Origin of the sequence: Streptomyces sp. NPDC006261 (genome assembly GCF_040613515.1) — a bacterium.
Taxonomy (GTDB): Bacteria; Actinomycetota; Actinomycetes; order Streptomycetales; family Streptomycetaceae; genus Streptomyces.
This window is the reverse complement of sequence record NZ_JBEXSI010000002.1, coordinates 161,200-180,277: the sequence shown is the minus strand read 5'-3', so window position 1 is coordinate 180,277 and position 19,078 is coordinate 161,200. Positions and strand designations below refer to the sequence as shown.

The window sequence follows — 19,078 nt, the reverse complement described above, 5'->3', positions numbered from 1 at the left end:
CTGGCGTCTGCCAGGTGTCTACGCCCCCCAGGCCCACAGTTTCCTTCTTGGTGCGGTCATGCGGCGGGAAGGGTCGGCCCGGGCAAGGACGTCCTCGACGTGTGCACCGGCAGTGGTGTCCTGGCGGTCGATGCGGCGCGGCTGGGTGCCGTCAACTCCACGCTCAGCGGACCCGAGGAAACCCTGCGACGGCTGACGAAGGCTGGACTGTCGGCCTCCGTGAGCGACCGCATATCCCTTCCTTTCGGCCCCGTGATGACCGAACGACTCCCCTGGCCGCGGGGGCGGGGCCTGATCCCGCAAGAGGTCACCCGGGAACAACTGGTGGTCATCCGCGCTCGCAAAGACTGAGCACCCCGCCAAGTGGCACGGACGGGCACCGGAAGACGTGGAGCACCGGCCCTCGGCAGTAAACGCCCTTGGCAACAGCACACGGCGAAAGTGCCGGCCACTTGCTCTCATCAGGGACAACTCCGAGGACTCCCCTTCCTTTTACCAATGAACGCAACGCACAGAGGAGTAAAGGGTGAACGAGCAGAATCCCGTCAAGGCTGCGGCGGAAAAGATCGCGAACACGCTGCGCGGTGAGGGCAGCGGTCCGCAGGACGGTATCCCGGGCAAACCCGGACCGGTCTCCCCGCCGGTCGCGGAGCCGACCGCGCCTGCTGAGCCGCTTCCGCCCAAGGCGGACCAGCACGGCCCGGAGACCGTCAGCCCCACCGGGCAGCCCACCGGCGCCGAGCAGGCCCGGATGGCGCAGAGCGGCGCCTACCTCACCACCGCGCAGGGCGCTCGACTGTACGACACCGACCACTCGCTGAAGGCCGGCCCGCGCGGGCCGGTGCTGCTGCAGGACCATCACCTGCGGGAGAAGATCACCCACTTCGACCACGAGCGCATCCCGGAGCGGGTCGTGCACGCGCGTGGAGCAGCGGCCCACGGCGTGTTTCGCGGCTACGGCACGGCGGCAAAGCTGTCGAAGGCGGCGTTCCTCGCGAAGGACGTCGAGACTCCGGTGTTCGTCCGCTTCTCCACCGTCCTGGGTTCGCGGGGCTCGGCCGACACGGTGCGCGACACCCGCGGCTTCGCGACGAAGTTCTACACCGAGGAGGGCGTCTTCGACCTCGTCGGCAACAACATCCCGGTCTTCTTCATCCAGGACGCGATCAAGTTCCCCGACATCATCCACGCCGGGAAGCCGCACCCCGACCGGGAGATCCCGCAGGCGCAGAGCGCCCACGACACGTTCTGGGACTTCGTCACCCTCCACACGGAGGCGACCCACCACACGCTGTGGAACATGTCCGACCGGGGCATCCCGCGCTCCTACCGGATGATGGAGGGCTTCGGCGTCCACACCTTCCGCCTCGTGGACGCCGCAGGCGCCACCACGCTGGTGAAATTCCACTGGAAGCCCAAGCTCGGCGTGCACTCCCTGGTGTGGGAGGAGGCGCAGATCGCTGCGGGGGTGGACCCGGACTTCCACCGCAGGGACCTGGCCGATGCGATCGAGGCGGGTGCGTTCCCCCAGTGGGAGCTGGGCGTGCAGACCTTCCCGGACACCGAGGACCAGACGTTCGAGGGCATCGACCTGCTCGACGCGACGAAGATCGTCCCCGAGGAGCTGGCTCCCGTCCAGCCGATCGGCCTGATGACCCTCAACGCCAATCCGTCGAACTACTTCGCCGAAACGGAACAGGTGGCCTTCCACCTGGGCAACCTGGTTCCCGGCATCGACGTCACCAACGACCCGCTGCTCCAGGGCCGCCTCTTCTCCTACCTCGACACCCAGCTCACCCGGCTCGGCGGCCCCAATTTCAACCAGCTCCCGATCAACCGCACGCACGCTCCGGTCAACGACATGCTGCGCGACGGCATGCACCAGACCGCAGTACACCGCGGCGTCGCACCGTACCGGCCCAACTCCCTGGACGGCGGCTGCCCGTTCCTCGCGGGTGAGGACACCGGCGCGTTCGTCGAGGTGCCGGCTGCGGTGGCCGCGAGCCGCAAGGTGCGGGAGAACCCCGCCTCGTTCGACGATCACTTCAGTCAGCCGCGCCAGTTCTGGCTGAGCATGACTCCGGTCGAGCGCGAGCACATCGTCGCGGCCTACACCTTCGAACTCGGCAAATGCTACGAGCAGGCCATCAAGGAACGCGCGCTGAAGGTGCTCGCCCGCATCGACACCCGGCTCTGCGAAGAGGTCGCCGCAGGGCTCGGGCTGCCCACCCCTGCCCCGGACACGCAGCTCACCGACCCGCAGCCGAGCCCAGCACTGTCCCAGCTGGGAGAGGTGTGGCCGCTCGACGGACGGATCATCGGCATCGTCGCCGACGCGGCCGCCGATCTGGACGGGGTACGCGCCGTCCGGCAAGCGGTGCTCGACGCCGGGATGGTGCCCCTGGTCATCGCCCCGGCCGGCGGCAAGCTCGACGCGGACGGCGACCCCGTCACCGTCCAGCGCACCTTCGCCACCGCCAGGTCCGTCGAGTTCGACGCCATCCTGCTCGCCGGGACCCCTGGCCCCGGCGGCGACGCGGCGGGCGCCAGGGACGCCAAGGCCGACAACACCGGCACCGCCGGGGAGGCCGTCACCGATCCCCGTGCCCTGCTCCTGGTGAACGAGGCGTTCCGCCACGGCAAGGCCATCGGCGCCTGGGCCGGCGGGGACAGCATCCTCGCACCGGCCGGCGTACCCGCCGACGCGCCGGGTGTGGTCACCGCTGACAGCGGTGCCGCTGTACTGCGGAGCATCACCGAACTCCTCGGCGCCCACCGCGTATGGGAGCGGTTCACCCCGCAGGTCTGATTCCGGCAGCAGCCAGGCATGCCGCAGAGGACCGTGATTCCTCGCTTCGCAGCGGCCGCGGTGGGTGGCGGCGGATAATGACTTCGCCGCCATCCTCCGCCGGACGAAGCGTCGTCATCCGCGGCGGCCGGGCGGGCGGGCACCCTTGCCGGCGACCAGCCGTCCCGCGCCCCGCGTCGGAGCCTGCCCCAGGAGACCGGGCCGACCCCGCGGAACCGCTCGCCCGACGTCCTGCTACCAGCCGGCCTTCACCGCGTTGCAGGCCGTACGGCAATCGACGTTGGTGGGCTCCGCGGCCAGCTTCTCCATCGAGTTGCCGGATATCCGTGGCCGGCCACACCGGCCCCGATCAGTCGGCTGCTCGTGGAGAGTGGCAGCCCGGTATCTGAGAACGGGCTGCCACCGCGCCCTGCTTGCAGAACCCTCACACGGGCGGCCGAGTCCGCCGGGCCGACGGCCGACGGCCGACGGTCGACGGTCGACGGTCGACGGCCGGATGCGTGCGCGAGGAGGCCGTTTACCAGTCTGCCGGCCGGCTGACGAAGCTTCGAACCCCCACGCACGGCCACAGTCAGCTGTCCGCGCCGCTGCCGGCCACGACGCAGGACCGGCTGCTCTCCCAGCCCCAGCCGTCACCGTCGGGGTCGGACGAACTTCCGCCGGCACAGTACGGGTATCCGTTGGGCGCGGTGCCACTGCCCGGACCGCCCCCGCCGTCGGCGCTGCCGCCCGGGACGACGCAGGACCGGCTGCTCTCCCAGCCCCAGCCGTCACCGTCGGGGTCGGACGAACTTCCGCCGGCACAGTACGGGTATCCGTTGGGCGCGGTGCCACTGCCCGGACCGCCCCCGCCACCCGGCTCGCCTGCGCCGCCGTAGATGGAGGCGGTCTCGGAGGTGGCGGCGATGCCGTTGGTTCCGTTGATGAAGCGGTTGCCCCAGCTCGTCAGGGAGTTCGCGTCGAATCCGTTGGCCATGTCCAGGTACTCGACGCCGCTGCCGTTGCCGCTCCAGGACCAGCCGATGTAGCCCACGCCCAGGGACTGGGCGGTTGCCATGATGGCGTCCTCGTCCGGATTGCCGTCGCTGTGTGCGTCGCCGAACTCGCCCACGACGATGGGCAGTCTGTTGTTGACGAAGTGGTTGAGGTAGTCCTGCACCTCGGCGACGGTGTCGTACACGCCGTACATGTGGATCGAGAAGATGGTGTTGCGGTCAGGGTCGGACGCGAATACCGAGGCAGCGTTGGCCCTCATCGTTCCGGACCAGTCCTGGCCCCAGTTGGGGGCGTCCACCATCAGGGCGTGGTCGAGTCCGGCGCTCCGCAGCTTACTGATCGCGCTCTTGGTGGCTCCGGTCCAGGCAGAAGCGTTCGTGTTGCCGTACGGCTCGTTGCCGATGTTGACGACGACGTAGTCCTCCTGCCCCTCCAGCGCGCTCTTCACGCTGATCCAGTAGTCGGCGGCCTTGTCCAGGGTGGTGGCGGCGCCGTCCTCGCCGTATCCGGTGGTGTCGTGCACCTCCAGCACACAGATGACCTTGTTGGCTTTGCACTGGCCGATGAGACCGGAGACCTGGGAGGCACTCGTCTTCGTCCACCGGTCGCCGCTTCCGAGGACGACGCGGACGGTGTTGGCACCCTTGGCCGCTATGTCGGCTATGGCGGTCGTCTGCTCGGGATACCAGGTGTAGGCGTGATTGATCCCGCGCATGACGAACTCGTTGCCGTTCGCCTCGACCACGCGTCCGTCGCTGACACGGATGCCGGTGGGCGCGGCCTGGGCCTCACCGACGGAGGGACCGACGACCGATCCCAGCAGGCCCAGAGCGGCGGCGAACGCCATGCCCGCCGTCGCCATCAGGGTACTTCTCGGCTTTCGCATCTTTTCTCCTCGGGTTCGCATGCGGGTGCGTGGACAGGTGGAGCGGGACCACCCGTAGGGACGGGCAGAACGCATCTGACAACGATGTCTGTCGACTTTTGGGCGCGCTTGGTGAGCGCCGGGTGCACTGCGGCGCGGGTGGCACCGAGGGCAGGCTTCGCCGGAGTCGTGATGGTGGGGCTAGCGCCGGGCAACTGACGTCATCCAGCCGCGACTTCGGCCAGATGTGGCTCGAACGAGTCGTCGCCACACCATGAGGCACCGGGCGTTACATCCCTGTCAATAGCGGGTTCGCGATCCGTCCACCACGCACAAAACGCCTCGCAGAACTAAACCGCTAAACCTCCTGACCAGCGCCGCTATGAACCGAAAGATGTCACCCATCAACGGAAACAAGGATCGCGTTCCGATGGCTCAACCGCTACAACACCCGACGCCGACACTCCCACCTCGGGGGCGAACGCAACCCCCGATGATCACGCGGTGGCCGCACGCGTCCCAGCGCCTTCGAGAACACCTTCTACCGCACACCAACTACGCTGGCACGATCCGCATAACGCGTGTCCAGGATTCGGGGTCGAGGTCCCACATCTGCCTGACCCGCCCCCAACACCTCGCCGGCTCCACAACAGGGTGCGCTTGAGCCACGAAGGCCGTCCTGTGCCGTGTGCCGGCGGATGCCGTCGGCACACGGCATGAACGCGTCGCTCCCTCGGGCATGATTTCGCGCCTCCACAAACACGCATGGCGAGCCAGGCGGTGCGCTTGTTGCCGTCGATCAGCGCGTGGTTGCGGGCGACGGAGTGCAGCAGTGCCGCAGCCTTCTCGTGCAGCGTGGGATACAGCTCGGCCCCGAACACGTTCGTCCGGGGCCGCTCGATCGCCGACACCAGGAGACCCATGTCACGCACGCTGTGCTCGGTGCCGTTGACCGTACGGGCGATGGCCAGAATCTCGTCGATCTGGATGTAGCGCAGGTCCGTCACTTCAGGTAGTCCAGGATCTCCGCATCGCTGTCCATCAGCTCGGCGAGGACGTCATCGACCTTCAGCTCGGCCCGCTCCTGGGCGTTACGGATGGCCTCGATGGCAAGTTCCTGCTTACTGCGGCCCTCCCGACGGGCCCGCTCGGTGAGCTTCGCGTCAAGGTCCTCGGGGAGTCGAAGTGTCATCGCCATACAGGGATGATACCAGACTGGTATCAAGTGGCACGGTCGGGCCACGCTCGGCTCCGCGGAGCGTGGGACCAAGCAGCCGTGCGCATCGCTACCGCGGAGGCCCAAAGACTTCCATCGCGAGCGTCATCCGAGCGTCAAGAATCCCGCGAGAGCCACTTGAAGGCATCGCCGTTGCAAGCGCCTCGCTCACGAATTCGCAGGTCAGAGACCTTTCAGAGATCGATCTGTCCGCTCGAACCGCTGCACGGAGGGAAACAGGTCGAGCAAAGCGCAGGTCAGGAGCCCTTGCCCGCAGGTTCGAGGATCGCAACACACTCCACATGCGAAGTCATCGGAAAGATGTCAGTCCGAAGAGTGCACGGAAAATACCAGGTCAGAGTCGGTCTCTCCGGCCCATCGCCCAGCGTGCGGTCGCCCGGAGCGTCAAACGAGCGTCATGGCCGAGCCCCCCGATCAGGGGAGAACATGCTCCGACAACGCGCTCGCCCGGGAAACAGAGCGGGCCGTCTCATACCTCAGCGGTCCTGGCCGGCTCGGTCCTGCTCAGTTCGTACGCTTCGGCGAGAAGAAGGTAGCTGCTGGCGGTCCAGGTGTAGGCGCGGTCGCGCAGGCCGCTGCCGGTGAGAGCGTCGAAGTTCTCCGCGAAGCCGGAGGTCTCGCACAGCGCGCGGAAGCGGGCGCCGATGTCGTCGGCGAGGCGGACGTGCCCTGCGCGGCGCAGTCCGTCCTCGATGAGCACGGTGGAGGGGGCCCAGATCGGTCCGCGCCAGTAGCCGTCGGAGAGGTAGCACGGGGATGCTGGGTGCTCGGTCGCCAGGCCGTGCTCGGTCAGGTGTCCCTCCAGTCGGTGGGCCAGTGCGGTGCTGATGTCCTCGGGCAGGTGCTCCCCCAGGACGATCGGCATCAGGTCCAGGAGGCTGGAGCTGTCCCACGTGGTGCCGCCGTCGGCCGAGCGGGCGACGAACCGGCCGTCGACCCACAGCTCGTCGAACATCGCCGCCTGCGTACGGTCGGCTTCCCGGGTCCATCGGCAGGCGTCGTCGTGGCGGTCCAGCTTCTGCGCCAGGTCCGCCAGTGCGCGCAGTTGGAGGACGAGGAACGCGGCGAGATCGGCGGTGACGACGACGCGCTCGGGATCGAAGGTGGTGGCGTTGTCCCATCCGCTGTCGTTGCCGTGCTCATAGTGGGGCAGGGCCGCCCCCGGGGTGCGGCGTGCGGTGAGCCAGAACTCCGTCCAGCGGGAGAGTTTGTCGTACGCGTCGGCGAGCCGGGCCGGCTCGGCCCCTTCGGCGAGGCGGCGGCGCAGGTGGCCGAAGGCCCATCCGTGGATGGGGGGTTTGACGAAGTTGTGCAGTACTTCGGAGTGGGTGACGGAGTCAGGCAGGGCCCCGCTCTCGTCCTGGTGGTCGAAGGGCAGCGCGAACTGCTCCCAAGCGAGTTCCGGCGCTCCCGGAGCGAGGGCAAGGGCATTGAAGCAGTGGTCCCAGCTCCACACCTTGTCCATCCAGTGCTTGGACATGAGGACCGCGGTCCTGGTCACGAAGCCCTTCGGCCGGACGGTCGCGGACCACAGCACATAGGCCGCGAGTTCGGCAGCCGGGGTGTCGGCCGAGCGCCACGGCGCGACGGCGTCGCAGAAGGTCGTGAACGCGGCGCGGGCGGCGTCCACGACCTGGTCGAAGGTCCCCGGGGAGACGTAGGGGCGGCGGGCGGTCTCGTACTCCTCGACTGCGATCTCCCAGTCCCCGCCGTCGGCGGCGCCGATCGTGACGCCGCGGTCGGCGCTGCCGAGGGTCTGCGGCCCGGCAGTCCGGGCCACGGCCGCCGACAGGAGGGTGATCCGGTAGCGTCGGCCGGTCTCGTAGGAGGTGAAGACGTACGCGTCGGCATGCGGCTCCCGGTAGAAGTACGTGCCGCTGAACGGGGTCAGGTCCCGCGCCGCCGCGAGGACGCGCAGGCTCAGGCCGCTGCCGCGTAGCCGTACGGTGTCGGGCGACTCGTAGGCGAGGTCGACGCGCCCTGCGTGACCGATCCAGCTGAGCCGGTCGGGGGCCGCCTCGATCCGGGTCGAGGCGCGCCCGCCCGTCGCGTCCGTAGGCGTCAGGCTCAGGACGGCGTGCATACCGGTCTGGTGGGAGACGAGGTGGAGGTCGTCGGCTCGCGTGTTCTCCGCCACCACGGGCGAGATGCCGAACCAGGAGCCATAGGTGCTGAACGGGATGTCGTGGACGGAGAAAGCCGGGCCGGGTCGGGCGGCGGTCATGAAGGGGACTCGTTTCTCGAACAGGGGGCGGGGGCCTTCCCGCACGGGGACGGTGGTTCCCTCGGGGAGCGGAAGGCGGTGTTGCTTCGGGATTTCAGTCCTTGACCGCGCCCGCGGTGACGCCCGCGGCCACGTAGCGCTGGGCCAGGACGAGGATGACGGCGGCCGGTACCGAGGCGACGACGGCGGTGGCCATGATGGCGTTCCACTCCTGATTGTTGTTGCCGATGTAGTGGTAGATGCCGAGGGTGATGGGCTCGTGGGTACCGCCGCTGACCAGGGTGCTGGCGAAGATGAAGTCCGACCAGGACCACAGGAACGTGAACAGGGACACCGTGACCACCGCGTTGCGGCTCATCGGCAGGACGATGGACCAGAAGGTGCGCAGGGCGCCGGCTCCGTCCATGGTGGCCGCCTGGATCAGTTCGCGGGGGAGGCCGGACATGAAGGCGGTGAAGATGAGCACGGCGAACGGCACGGCCAGGGTGGAGTCCGCGATGATCAGGCCAGGGACGGACTGGAGCATCCCGAGGCTGAGATAGACGGCGTAGAAGCCCATCGCCATGATGATGCCGGGGATCATCTGGGCGGCCAGCAGCACGAAGGACAGGATGCCGCCGCCGCGGGGACGCAGCTTGGCCAGGGCGTAACCTGCGGGCGCGGCGAGGGCCACGGTGAGCGCCACGGTCGCCAGGCCGATGACGAGGCTGGTGGCGAGGTAGGGCAGTTGCTCCTCGATGACCCTGCGGTAGCCGTCCAGCGTGCCCCGCACGGGGAACAGGTCCGGCGGGCTCTTGCGCATGGCCTGGTCGCGGGTGAAGGAGACGTTGAGCATCCAGTAGACGGGGAAGAGCATGACCGCGGTGAGTGCGGTGCCCAGGGCCGTCTTCCACCAGTGGCTTCGGCTGCGACGCGGTCGGGGGGTGAGCGTGGCGGTCATGGGGCGTGCTGCTTTCGCTGGGCCTTCAGGTAGATCAGGCCGAACACCAGGGCGGTGACGACGAGGAGGTTGCCGACGGCCGCACCGGGTCCGAAGGCGGGCAGCGCGTTGCCGAAGCCGAGTTGGTAGGACCAGGTGGCGAGGGTGGTGGACGAGTCCGCCGGGCCGCCCCTGGTCATGATCCAGATGATGTCGAAGACCTTGAGCGTGTAGACCAGCCCGAGGAGCAGCGTGATCGCGGAGACCGGTCGCAGCAGGGGGAAGGTGATGCGCCAGAAGCGCTGCCAGGCGTTCGCACCGTCGAGGGCGGCCGCCTCGTACAGCGAGTTGGGAATCGACTGCAGGCCGCTGTGGAGGACGACCAGGTTGAACGGGACGCCGATCCAGACGTTGGCGATGATCACCGAGACCAATGACCACGACGGTGAGGTCAGCCAGCTCACCGGGCCGATGCCGACGGTATGCAGGGCCGCGTTCACGATGCCGGAGTCGCTGTTGAGCATCCACGACCAGGTCGACGCCGAAACGATGAGCGGCAGCAGCCACGGCACCAGGAACAGGGCGCGCAGGGTCGCCGACAACCGGAAGTGCTGGTTGAAGAAGACCGCGAGGGCCAGTCCGATGGCGTACTGGAAGACCAGGCACACGGCGGTGAACAGCGCGGTGTGCAGGAGGGCCGGCGCGAAGGTCGGGTCCTCGAAGACGGTCAGGTAGTTCGCCAGGCCCGTGAACGGCGCGTCTCCCTGGACGAAGGAGCGGACCGTGTAGTGGCGCAGGCTCAGATCGATGTTGCGGTAGAGCGGATAGGCGTAGAAGAGGACGAGGTAGAGCGTCACCGGGGCGAGGAAGCCCCAGGCGGCCCATCGCGGGGAGGACGGACGGCGTCGCGCTCGTGAGGAGAGTGGGGCGGTACCGGCCGCCCCGTTCCGGACACGTGCGGGCCGGCGGTCCGGCAGCTGTGTCGTGTGAGTCATCTGCGCACCGGGTTTCTGGACTGCTGGACGCACCGGGATTCCGGATTACTTGACCGCGGACTGAGCCTCGCCCAGCGCGTCCTTCGGCGACTGCGCCCCGCTGAGTGCGGACTGGACCGCCTTCCACAACTGTTCGGAGATCTGCGGGTACGCGGTGCCCAGGTCGTCGCTCGTGCGCCCCTTGGCTGCCTTGACGGATTCGATCCAGGGCTTCAGAGCGGGGTTCGCCGCCGCCTGCTTGCCCTGCACCTCGCCGGTCGGCGCCACGTACGACAGGGTGGTGGCGGTGGTGTTGAGGTTCTCGGTGCTGGTCAGGCAGGACACCAGCTTCTTGGCGACGGCGTAGCGACCGGGGTCTCCCTGGACCGGCACAGTGACGAACTCCCCGCCGGTGGGCGCGGCCGCGTTGCCTCCCCGGGCGGCGGGAAGGGGGAGGACGCCGTAGTCGAAGCCTGCCTTCTCCGCGTTGGCGAGCTGCCAGGTGCCGTTCTCGGCGAAGGCGTAGTCGCCGCTCGCGAACTCCTGCCAACTGGTGGTCTGGGTGTTGTTGATGACGGAGTTGGGCGCGTACCCCTTCTTCAGCCATCCCTGCCACAAGGACAGCGCGGCGGTCGCCTCGGGGGAGTCCAGGGCGGTCAGCTTCGCGCCCGCTCCCCAGAACCACGGCAGGAACTGGAAGCTGCCCTCCTCCGTGCCGATGGCCGAGAAGGTGATGCCCTTCTTCCCGGCCTGCTTGACCTTCTCCAGGGCTGCCGTCAACGACTCCCAGTCCTTGACGGAGGAGACCTCCACGCCGGCCTTCTTCAGCACGTCCTTGTTGTAGTACAGGGCCAGGGTGTTGGCGCCGATCGGTGTGCCGTACGTCTTGCCGCCCGACTGACCGGCCGCCAGTAGGTTGCCGTCCACCGCGGAGGTGTCGAGCTGGTTCTCGTCGGTCGTGGTCAGCACGCCTGCCTCGGCGAGGGTCGACACCACGGGGTTGTCGACGATGAGGACGTCCGCCGAGTTGTCCTGCTGTGCCGCCAGCAGTGCCTTGTTGGAGAGGTCGCTCGTGTCGAAGACCGTCCGCTTGACCGTCACACCGGCATTGGTACCGCATTCGTCCAGCAGCTTCGCCCAGACGGACTTCTTGTCGAACTGCGGGTAGGGGTCCCAGACGGTGTACGTGCCGTCGTCGGCGGTCGCACCGCCCGAATCGGCGGAGCAGGCGGTGCCGGTCACGGTGACCAGGGTCGACAGAGCCACCGCCGCGGTAAGGCGGCGGCCGGAGAATCTGCGCATGACGGTTCCTTAGTTCTTGGCACTGATGAGCTCATGGCACGGGTGCGCTCGGAGGCGACTTAGGAGGTACGAGGGCATGCGGAGCAGCCACGGGCAGCGGGACGGAGCACCGTGGGGCGAAGCGTGGGCGAGGGTGGCGGGGCGGTGTCAGAACCGGGGCGCGGGGGCCTGGTCCTCGGCCCTCAGGGTCATGCCTGCGGGCCCGGTACTGGCCCGCAGGGAGATCGGCGGCACGAGGAGGTGGTGGCGGGGCGGGGCGTCCGGCTGATCGAGGCGTTCCATGAGGAGTTCGACAGCACGCCGGCCCATCTCCTCCGCCGGCACGTCCGCCGCGGTGAGCTGGGGGGTCACCGTCTCGGCCCATCGACCGGCCACTACTCCAGTCACCGAGAAGTCGCGTGGCACGTGCCGATCCGCTTGAGCGAGCCCCCGGTAGATACCGCCGAGAGCCGCCTCGTTCAACGTGACCAGGGCGGTCGTCTCCGGCTCGTCGTGCAGGATCTGTTCCAGGCACGCCTGGCCCGATGCGGCGTCGTCGCCGCAGCAGTACGTCCGCACCTTCAGCCCGCGCTCGGCGGCGGCCTTGGTGAACCCTTCCAGCCCGCGGCGGGCGGACTCGTACCCGGCGCGCAGCAGGTTCTCGGGCCGGTTGACGAAGGCGATCGTGTGGTGGCCGAGGTCCGCGAGATGGCGCACGCACGCCGCGGCCAGCGCGGTGTGGTCCAGCCCGACCCACCAGCCGCCCTCCGGGCGGGCGGTGCGGCCGATGGCGACACAGGGGAAGTCCAGCGCGGTCAGGTGATCGACCCGGTCGTCCTCCAGCCTGATCTCCATGAGGATGGCGCCGTCCACCCGCCGCTCCCCCAGCAGACGTTGGAACGAGCGGTCGCTGTCCACACCGCTCGGTGACAGCAGGACGTCGTAGTCGTGCGTCGCTGCGGCCTCCACCACGCTGCCGATGAAGTCCAGCTGCATCCCGGTGTAGTGGTTTCCCGCCGGTGGAAAGACGAGGCCGATCGTGCTGGTCCGCCCGTTGGCGAGCGCCCGGGCGCTGGCATTGGGCTGGTACCCGAGCTCGTCGATGACCCGCTGGATCTTCCGACGCGTGGCGTCGGACACGGAGCGCTTGCCGCTGAGCGCGTAAGACACGGTGCTTCGTGAGACACCGGCCCGCTTGGCGATTTCACCGATGTTCACGGCGACTCCTTTGGTGAACCGGCGCGCTGCACGCGGTGCGACAGCGCCACCCGCCCATGAGAGCTGGAGAGGGAAAAGAAAGACGTCCGGATCGTCGAACCGGTTCGCTTGGTAGGAAGGTAGGGAGCACTCAGCCGACTGTCAACACTTCGTACAGGATGACCTCGACGAGCCCTCGAACAGCAACTGTGACCGACGGTCAACTCCCTGGAGCACGCGTATTGCCCGGTCGATTTGCCGGTGCTAGCTTCTCTCGAACCGGTTCGATCCGGGCCCCAGCATCAGGCCATTGCCCACGGCGGCGGGCACCCCGAAGCACCCCTCGAAGTATCCCCTTTTCGTGCCGCTCTCGCAGCAGTGGAGGTTCGAACCGGTTCGCTTCTCCCCCACCTCGACGCACAGACCCCTGGAGGCGCTCAGTGCGAAGAACAAAAGCGATGGCAGCGAGTGTCGCGGCAACGGCGGTCCTGGCCGCCCTGATCGCCGGCCCCACATCCGCAACGGCACAGACCGCGCTGCCGGAACGACTCGTCATCGACCTCGCCACCGACACCGGTGCCTTCCACGGCGGTGCCGCCGGATCCCTGTACGGGATTTACGGCGACGGCGTGCCGAGCCGCAACCTCATCGAGGGCATGCATCTGCGGACGGTTTCCACGAAGGCGCAGGACGGACCGCAGCATCCGGGAGCGGACGCGTTGGAGATACTGCCGCCGTTCGTGGACGCGCGCGGCAAGGACCTCTACATCTACATGACCGACATCTACCGCGGCTTCCCCTACCAGTGGCCGGGCGCCAACGGTCCCGCCCGGCTCGCGGACTTTAAGGAGAAGATCACCAAACAGGTCCGCCAGGTCAAGACCATGGGCGCCTACCAGAACCACGTCGTGTACGTGCCGTTCAACGAGCCCGAGGGGAACATGTTCGGCACGGGGCCCTGGAGCTACGACAACGTCAACTGGCTGAACCGGCCGGAGCAGTTCTTCGCCGCGTGGAAGGAGGTCTATCACCTGATCAAGGGCCTCCACCCCGACGCGCGCATCGCGGGCCCCAACACCTCGCAACTCTTCGACCAGGTCAAGGGATTCCTCGCCTACGCCAAGGCAAACAACGTGGTTCCGGACGTGATGACGTGGCACGAGCTGTCGTCGCCCGCCGCCGTCCGCACGAGTGTGGCCAAGTACCGGACCTGGGAGAAGGAGACGGGGATCGGCCCGCTGCCGATCAACGTCAACGAGTACGGTCACAACTACCATCTCTCGGTTCCCGGCCAGGTCGTCCAGTGGGTCTCCGCCATCGAGGAGTCGAAGATCGACGCCGATCTGGCGTACTGGAACATAGACGGCAACCTCAACGACTCCGCCGTCGAGGCCAACAAGGGCAACGGCCAGTGGTGGCTGTTCAACGCGTACGGCCAGATGTCCGGCCGCACGGTGAAGGTGACCGCCCCGCATCCGAACGCGCAGTACACACTCCAGGGCGTGGCGACCCTCGACACGGGCAAGCGGCAGTCACGGGCGATCTTCGGCGGCAAGAGCGGGGACGCGGACGTCGTCTTCCGCAACGTCGACCCCAAGCTGTTCGGAACGACCGTGCACGCCACCGTGCAGGAGATCCCATGGACCGGGCAGGTCGGCGACTCGGCGCAGCCCTTGCGGCTGGCGGACCGGAAGGCCGAGGTCGGCGCGGACGGCTCGGTGACCCTGCCGATGCGGGACATGAACGAGATGTCGGCCTACCAGGTCATCCTCTCCCCCGGCGCCGCAGCCGGCGCACCGGCCGTGCCCTCGGTGAGCTGGCGCAAGATGTACGAGGCGGAGAACGCCACGTACACCGGCAGCGGCTACTCCAGGAACGGCCCGGAGGGAACGCCCCAGGACGTCGGTAAGTTCGCCACCTCCGGGACGTACAACGTGGGCGGTCTGCGCACCGGCTCCAACGGGGTCCTCGCCTTCGACGTCGATGTCCCCCAGGACGGCACGTACGACCTGAACGTCTTCGCCAACTCCTACAACCAGTACGGCCTGGTGCAGGAGCAGGGCCCGACCAACGTCTTCCTGCGCGTCGACGGCAAGGACCCGCAAGAGCTTCGGCTGCCACTGGGTTACAAGTGGGTGGTGTGGGGCCACACCGACACCACGGTGCGGCTGACCGCCGGCCGGCACCGGATCACGCTCGCCGCTCAGGACCCCGAGCTCGGTGCCACCAAGGGTGACGCCATCATCGACAAGCTGGACCTCAGCCTGCGCGACGCGGTCGTACGGCCGGCCGTGTACGAGGCCGAGTACGCCACGGTCAACGGGACCCAGCCCGTCTACACCCACGCAGGCGTCTCCGGACCGGGCACGGTACCGCTGGGCAACGGCGCCTCCACGACGTTCTGGGTCCACTCCCCCGCCGACGGCGAGGCCACTGTCTCCGTCGACCACCTGGGCGGCGGACTGGCGAGCCTGGCCGTCAACGGCGAAAAGGCGAACACGCCTGCCGTCGGAGGCACGGGGAAGGGTACGAACACGGTCAAACTCTTCCTGTCCGGCGGCATCAACAAGATCACCCTGACCGGTACGTCGGGTGCGCCGGTCCTCGACCGGCTGCGGGTCACGAAGTCGCATGGCACGCTGAAGCCCGGCGTCTACCAGGCCGAGAACGGTTCCGTGACCGGCGCGGCCAAGGTGACCACCGCTCGCACCTTTGCCGCCGGCCGCCAAGCCGTCACCGACATCGGTAAGGGAAAGGCCAACGCGCTCACCCTCGACGTGACGGCCGCCAGGGCCGGTCGGCACGCGTTGACCATCCGCTACTCCAACGCCGAACAGGCACCCGCCACTCACTACAACCCCGACCCTGTCGCCCGCCACGCGGACCTGTCCGTCAACGGTGCGGCGAGCCGCCGCGTGCTGTTCCCGACCACCTTCCACTTCAACAACTTCTGGGAACTGTCCGTCCCGGTCACACTCAGGCAGGGCACTAACCGGCTGTCGTTCACCGCTGACGAACTGCCCGACTTCGACGGGGACACCTACAACCAGCACGACCAGCGATCCCCGTACGCACCGGTGATCGACCAGGTCGCCGTCACGCCACTGTCATCCCCGTAGTTCCATCCCACAACCGTTGAGGCGGGGCTGCCGACTCCATGGCGCCCCGTCTCGGCGTCGGCCGTGTCGACTCGCCGCAGGGCTGGTGACAGCCTCCCATTCCGATGCTGCACGAATGCGGGAGTTGATGCGCACGGCCTACTACGGCTGAGCACGGGGCGGTCATCTCCGCGCGGAAGCTGCTGCCATGCTCCTCCCTGCCAGCCCTCGCAGAGGACCACCCGCAGGCACGATCACCGTTCAGCGCGGCTCGCGATCCGGGCCGGGAGCGGCCGGAGGAACTGCTCCCGGCCCACCGTCGGATTCGGTGCGGCGCGTTCAGGTCGGAGCGGCGTGAGGCTTGGGCTCCGAAGCCTTTCAGCCCGTGGTGGGGCCGGCCCAGTTCGTGGGGACGTGACCGAGGCGGACCCGTTGCGGGTGGTCGCCGACGGGGATGGAGGTGACCTTCTTACCGGTGGCGAAGTCGATCGCCGTCAACCTGGTCGGTGCCGCTCTCAGACACCACGCAGTGCTTGCCGTCTCCGCTGACGGTGGCCCAGTACGGCTTCGAGGCGGTGACGAGCGGACCCTCCTGAAGGGTCTCGCGGGTCACGACGGTGACGTAGTCATCCATGGTCCCGGCGATGCAGAGCTTGTCACCCTGAGGGCTCATGGACATGCCGTGGTGGCGGGAATCGTTGACGTAGGTGGTGCGTTCATCGCTGGTGTCCGGGTTCTTCGGCAGCGTCTTCACCCTGATGATCTTGTCGTTGTGCACGTCGTACTCGACGAAGCGGCTGGGCGGTTCGGCGCTGGCCGGAACCGCGTGCGCCACCTGCCACCGGCCTCCCTGCCCGCCAGGAGGCCGGCCACGCGACGTCGTCGATCGCCAGCCACGGCGCGGCGGCGACGGCAGTCGGCGTGAGCCCCGTAAACGCCTTCACTTCGCGGTGCAGATGGGACTGGTCGGCGTAACCGCTCTCGGCCGCGACACCGGCGGGAGGGACACCCGCCGCGAGCAGATGGGCCGCATGGTCGAACCGCACCAACTGGGCGGCCCGCTTGGGGGTGACGCCGAGCTGCACCCGGAAACGCGCCCACAAACGCTTGCGGCTCCAGCCGACCTCGTCCGCCAGGCCGTCGATACGCATCCGGCCCCTGCTGGCGACCGTCCGCCTCCAGATGTGGACGACCTCCGGATCGACCCGCAGGCCGTCCCCGATCCGCCGGCGGACGGCGTCCGCCGCCATCGCGAACCGCTCGTCCCACGATCCGGCTGTACGCAGCCGCTCCTCGAAGCGCCCGGCGTCGCGCCCCCAGACGTCCGCCAAGGACACCACGCTCCCGCTGCCCCCGGCCGACGAGCCGAGCACTGCGGCCGCCACACCCGGCTGCAGCCGGATCTGCAGGCACTCGCCCACCAGGCCGGACGCCCGCAGCTCCCCGGGGGCCAGGCCGATCACGACACTGCCGCGTCCGTGTCGCCCCTGCGTGTCGTAGACCAGGCCGTCATCGTCGCTCAGATCGATGAGCAAGGTGACGGACGGATGCGCGACCATCGCGATGTCGACGGGCGCGGGGACAGGGTGGCGGAATCCGGCCATGCTGATGCCCGGCAGCCGGTCCGAAGGCTCCGGTACTGCGATGTCAACGCCCGACCACGCGGGTGGCACGCCCTGCGACAACACGGCGCCAGTCTAGGCCGGGCCTGCGGGCGGGGTTCCGGCGCACAGGGTCGCGAAGTCCAGCAGCAGCCGGCCCACCGGCTCGGGCGCTTCCAGCATGGGCATGTGCCCAACGCCCGGCAGCATCTCGACCCGCACGCCCGGCACGACGTCGTACTGGCGCGCCGACGCCGGATCCCACCGGGGATCGGCGGCGCCGAAGACCACGAGCACCGGGAGCCGGAGTGCGGCGAGCCGCTCGGGCACGGACTGCTCGGCGAGGTACGCGGTGTTCTCGCGCAGCACCTTGCGGAACGCGCGGTACGTGGTGCTCCGGGCGTCGGCGATCATGCCGGGCGGAATGGGCGCAGGTCCGGCGAGCGTGGCGCCGACGCCTTTGCGGATCATCGCATCCGAACGCCGCCACCACAGCAGCGGTCCGAAGGGCGGTGCCAGCATCACGCGGAGGATGGCCGGCTGCGGCAGGAGCGCGTCGAGGTGCGGGCCGGTGCTGATCATCGCCAGCGAACCCACCAGGTCGGGGCGCTGCTCCGCGAGCGCGGTGGCGACGTATCCGCCGCTGGAGTGGCCGGCCACGGTGACGGCGCGCAGCCCGAGTTCGTCGAGCAGCGCCGCCACGCGGCCCGCCTGCGCCGGAACGTCGTAGGACGTGGCGCGCGGGGACTGGCCGCAGCCCGGGAGGTCTATCCGGACGACATGATGACGGGCGGCGAGGGCCGGGACCACCGGCCCCCAGGAGGCGCTCGAGGCTCCAGATCCGTGGATGAGCAGCAGTGGCGGCGCGTCCTGCGGTCCGTCACGGTCCACATGCATCGGCTGCACGTGCTGTGCGTCGTGGGTGTTCATGGAGCGATGGTGCGGGAGGCGGCGGCTGCCGGTCTTGTACGAATGTCGCCAACGGCCCGCGGCGGGCGCGCGCCGCATCTGCACGGCAAGGAGGCCATCCGTACCACGGCGGGCTTCCTCGGTCGACTCTGAGAATACGACGCCGGAACGCTGGATCGCGTGGCCGTCGGCGCCGGCGAACGGTTGTCGACATCGGCGGCGGGCCGAGCTGTCCCTCCCGGTAGGTGTGACAGTTCCTCAGGACACCTGACCAGTCCAGCAGCTCACCTGACGCCCCACCAGAAGGAGCGTCAGGTGGGCGTCAGGATGCTCTGTCAGCACCATGCCACCGCCCGAAACCGGAGTGGCACGCGCCGCGCACGCCCTCTGGACCTGTAGGTCAGCGGCCTTTTCGAGAGGCTCAAGGAGCATCACGCACGCCACATGATGCGCCTACGGAAACAGGACGGCACGAGCCGCCCCCAACCTGGAAAACCGGAGAAAAGCAGGTCAGACACCCTTTGCTGCGGGCTCCAGAATCGCGACGCACTCGACATGCGACGTCGTTGGAAAGGTGTCTGCCTGAGTAGGCCACAGAAAAGGCCAGGTCAGAAGCGCATTCTCGGCTTGAAGGGGGGCCCAGAGCGTCAAACGAGCGTCACGGCGGTCAGTGCCGGGGCGGTCTCGGGCCACCCCGGCCTCGCGGGCGAGCGAGCGGGATCCTTCGGGATGGTCCGGTTGCCGCAGTCTGTTCAGCCCTGAGCAGCACGGAGGAGATCGCGCGGTCTACCAGGATTCCTGGTCTCGCCTGGACACGCCCCACTCTCGTCGGCGCAACAGGTCCTCCGCCCACCACCCCCGTCGACACCGGACCGCCGGTCACCTTCCTGATGTGGCCGCCCATTGCCGCCATCCGCGCAACTCGACGCAGGGACCGCATACGACCTCATACATGAGCTGACGCCCTA

General features: G+C 68.6%; 11 protein-coding genes and 2 pseudogenes. 2 read left to right on the top strand and 11 right to left on the bottom strand.

What is annotated here, in order from left to right:
• The first annotated feature begins 526 nt into the window (after nt 1–526).
• A complete protein-coding gene (locus ABZ154_RS02040) occupies nt 527–2,809 on the top strand; it encodes a catalase (RefSeq protein WP_356828133.1) in 2,283 nt (760 codons plus the stop codon).
• Nucleotides 2,810–3,380: 571 nt separating this feature from the next.
• Here ABZ154_RS02040 and ABZ154_RS02035 read toward each other — a convergent pair.
• From ABZ154_RS02035 to ABZ154_RS02000, 8 genes and pseudogenes are all read right to left on the bottom strand, one after another.
• Complete coding sequence (locus ABZ154_RS02035) at nt 3,381–4,691, bottom strand: cellulase family glycosylhydrolase (RefSeq protein ID WP_356828131.1); 1,311 nt, start codon at nt 4,689–4,691, stop codon at nt 3,381–3,383.
• 737 nt (nt 4,692–5,428) lie between these two features.
• Nucleotides 5,429–5,677, bottom strand: a pseudogene (locus ABZ154_RS02030) (Fic family protein); the annotation flags it as partial.
• Nucleotides 5,674–5,868 (bottom strand): CopG family transcriptional regulator, encoded by a 195-nt coding sequence (locus ABZ154_RS02025; protein WP_345983346.1) that lies wholly within the window; start codon nt 5,866–5,868, stop codon nt 5,674–5,676. The gene ABZ154_RS02025 and the pseudogene ABZ154_RS02030, both read right to left, overlap by 4 nt.
• 508 nt (nt 5,869–6,376) lie before the next feature.
• The gene (locus ABZ154_RS02020) at nt 6,377–8,131 is read right to left on the bottom strand and encodes a trehalase family glycosidase (RefSeq protein ID WP_356828129.1); all 1,755 of its coding nucleotides are present in this window, start codon (nt 8,129–8,131) and stop codon (nt 6,377–6,379) included.
• Between the two features lie 94 nt (nt 8,132–8,225).
• Nucleotides 8,226–9,071, bottom strand: a complete 846-nt coding sequence (locus ABZ154_RS02015) for a carbohydrate ABC transporter permease (RefSeq protein ID WP_356828127.1) — start codon at nt 9,069–9,071, stop codon at nt 8,226–8,228.
• Entirely contained in the window at nt 9,068–10,045 is a 978-nt protein-coding gene (locus ABZ154_RS02010) for a sugar ABC transporter permease (RefSeq protein WP_356828125.1), read from the bottom strand. The genes ABZ154_RS02015 and ABZ154_RS02010 overlap by 4 nt, the downstream gene beginning before the upstream one ends.
• 45 nt (nt 10,046–10,090) lie before the next feature.
• Nucleotides 10,091–11,326 carry a sugar ABC transporter substrate-binding protein gene (locus ABZ154_RS02005; protein WP_356828123.1) on the bottom strand — a complete coding sequence of 412 codons (1,236 nt, stop codon included), beginning with the start codon at nt 11,324–11,326 and terminating at the stop codon, nt 10,091–10,093.
• A 147-nt stretch (nt 11,327–11,473) separates the two neighbouring features.
• Nucleotides 11,474–12,523: a LacI family DNA-binding transcriptional regulator gene (locus ABZ154_RS02000; RefSeq protein ID WP_356828121.1), complete on the bottom strand. Its 1,050-nt coding sequence runs from the start codon at nt 12,521–12,523 to the stop codon at nt 11,474–11,476.
• Nucleotides 12,524–12,960: 437 nt separating this feature from the next.
• Here ABZ154_RS02000 and ABZ154_RS01995 point away from each other — a divergent pair, with 437 nt between their 5' ends.
• A complete protein-coding gene (locus ABZ154_RS01995) occupies nt 12,961–15,621 on the top strand; it encodes a cellulosome protein (protein ID WP_356828119.1) in 2,661 nt (886 codons plus the stop codon).
• 357 nt (nt 15,622–15,978) lie between these two features.
• Here the strand turns inward: ABZ154_RS01995 and ABZ154_RS01990 are convergent.
• From ABZ154_RS01990 to ABZ154_RS01980, 3 genes and pseudogenes are all read right to left on the bottom strand, one after another.
• A pseudogene (locus tag ABZ154_RS01990) lies at nt 15,979–16,399 on the bottom strand (YncE family protein); the annotation flags it as partial.
• On the bottom strand, nt 16,317–17,288 hold the full coding sequence (locus ABZ154_RS01985) for a helix-turn-helix domain-containing protein (protein WP_356828117.1): 972 nt from the start codon (nt 17,286–17,288) through the stop codon (nt 16,317–16,319). The gene ABZ154_RS01985 and the pseudogene ABZ154_RS01990, both read right to left, overlap by 83 nt.
• 9 nt (nt 17,289–17,297) lie before the next feature.
• Nucleotides 17,298–18,131: an alpha/beta fold hydrolase gene (locus tag ABZ154_RS01980; protein WP_356828115.1), complete on the bottom strand. Its 834-nt coding sequence runs from the start codon at nt 18,129–18,131 to the stop codon at nt 17,298–17,300.
• Nucleotides 18,132–19,078: the final 947 nt, after the last annotated feature.

What these genes read in the sequence shown, in the direction of transcription:
- ABZ154_RS02035 (WP_356828131.1), bottom strand. Translation starts at nt 4,691, where the DNA reads ATGCGAAAGCCGAGAAGTACCCTGATGGCGACGGCGGGCATGGCGTTC.
- ABZ154_RS02010 (WP_356828125.1), bottom strand. Translation starts at nt 10,045, where the DNA reads ATGACTCACACGACACAGCTGCCGGACCGCCGGCCCGCACGTGTCCGG.
- ABZ154_RS01980 (WP_356828115.1), bottom strand. Translation starts at nt 18,131, where the DNA reads ATGAACACCCACGACGCACAGCACGTGCAGCCGATGCATGTGGACCGT.
- ABZ154_RS02015 (WP_356828127.1), bottom strand. Translation starts at nt 9,071, where the DNA reads ATGACCGCCACGCTCACCCCCCGACCGCGTCGCAGCCGAAGCCACTGG.
- ABZ154_RS01995 (WP_356828119.1), top strand. Translation starts at nt 12,961, where the DNA reads ATGGCAGCGAGTGTCGCGGCAACGGCGGTCCTGGCCGCCCTGATCGCC.
- ABZ154_RS02025 (WP_345983346.1), bottom strand. Translation starts at nt 5,868, where the DNA reads ATGGCGATGACACTTCGACTCCCCGAGGACCTTGACGCGAAGCTCACC.
- ABZ154_RS02005 (WP_356828123.1), bottom strand. Translation starts at nt 11,326, where the DNA reads ATGCGCAGATTCTCCGGCCGCCGCCTTACCGCGGCGGTGGCTCTGTCG.
- ABZ154_RS02020 (WP_356828129.1), bottom strand. Translation starts at nt 8,131, where the DNA reads ATGACCGCCGCCCGACCCGGCCCGGCTTTCTCCGTCCACGACATCCCG.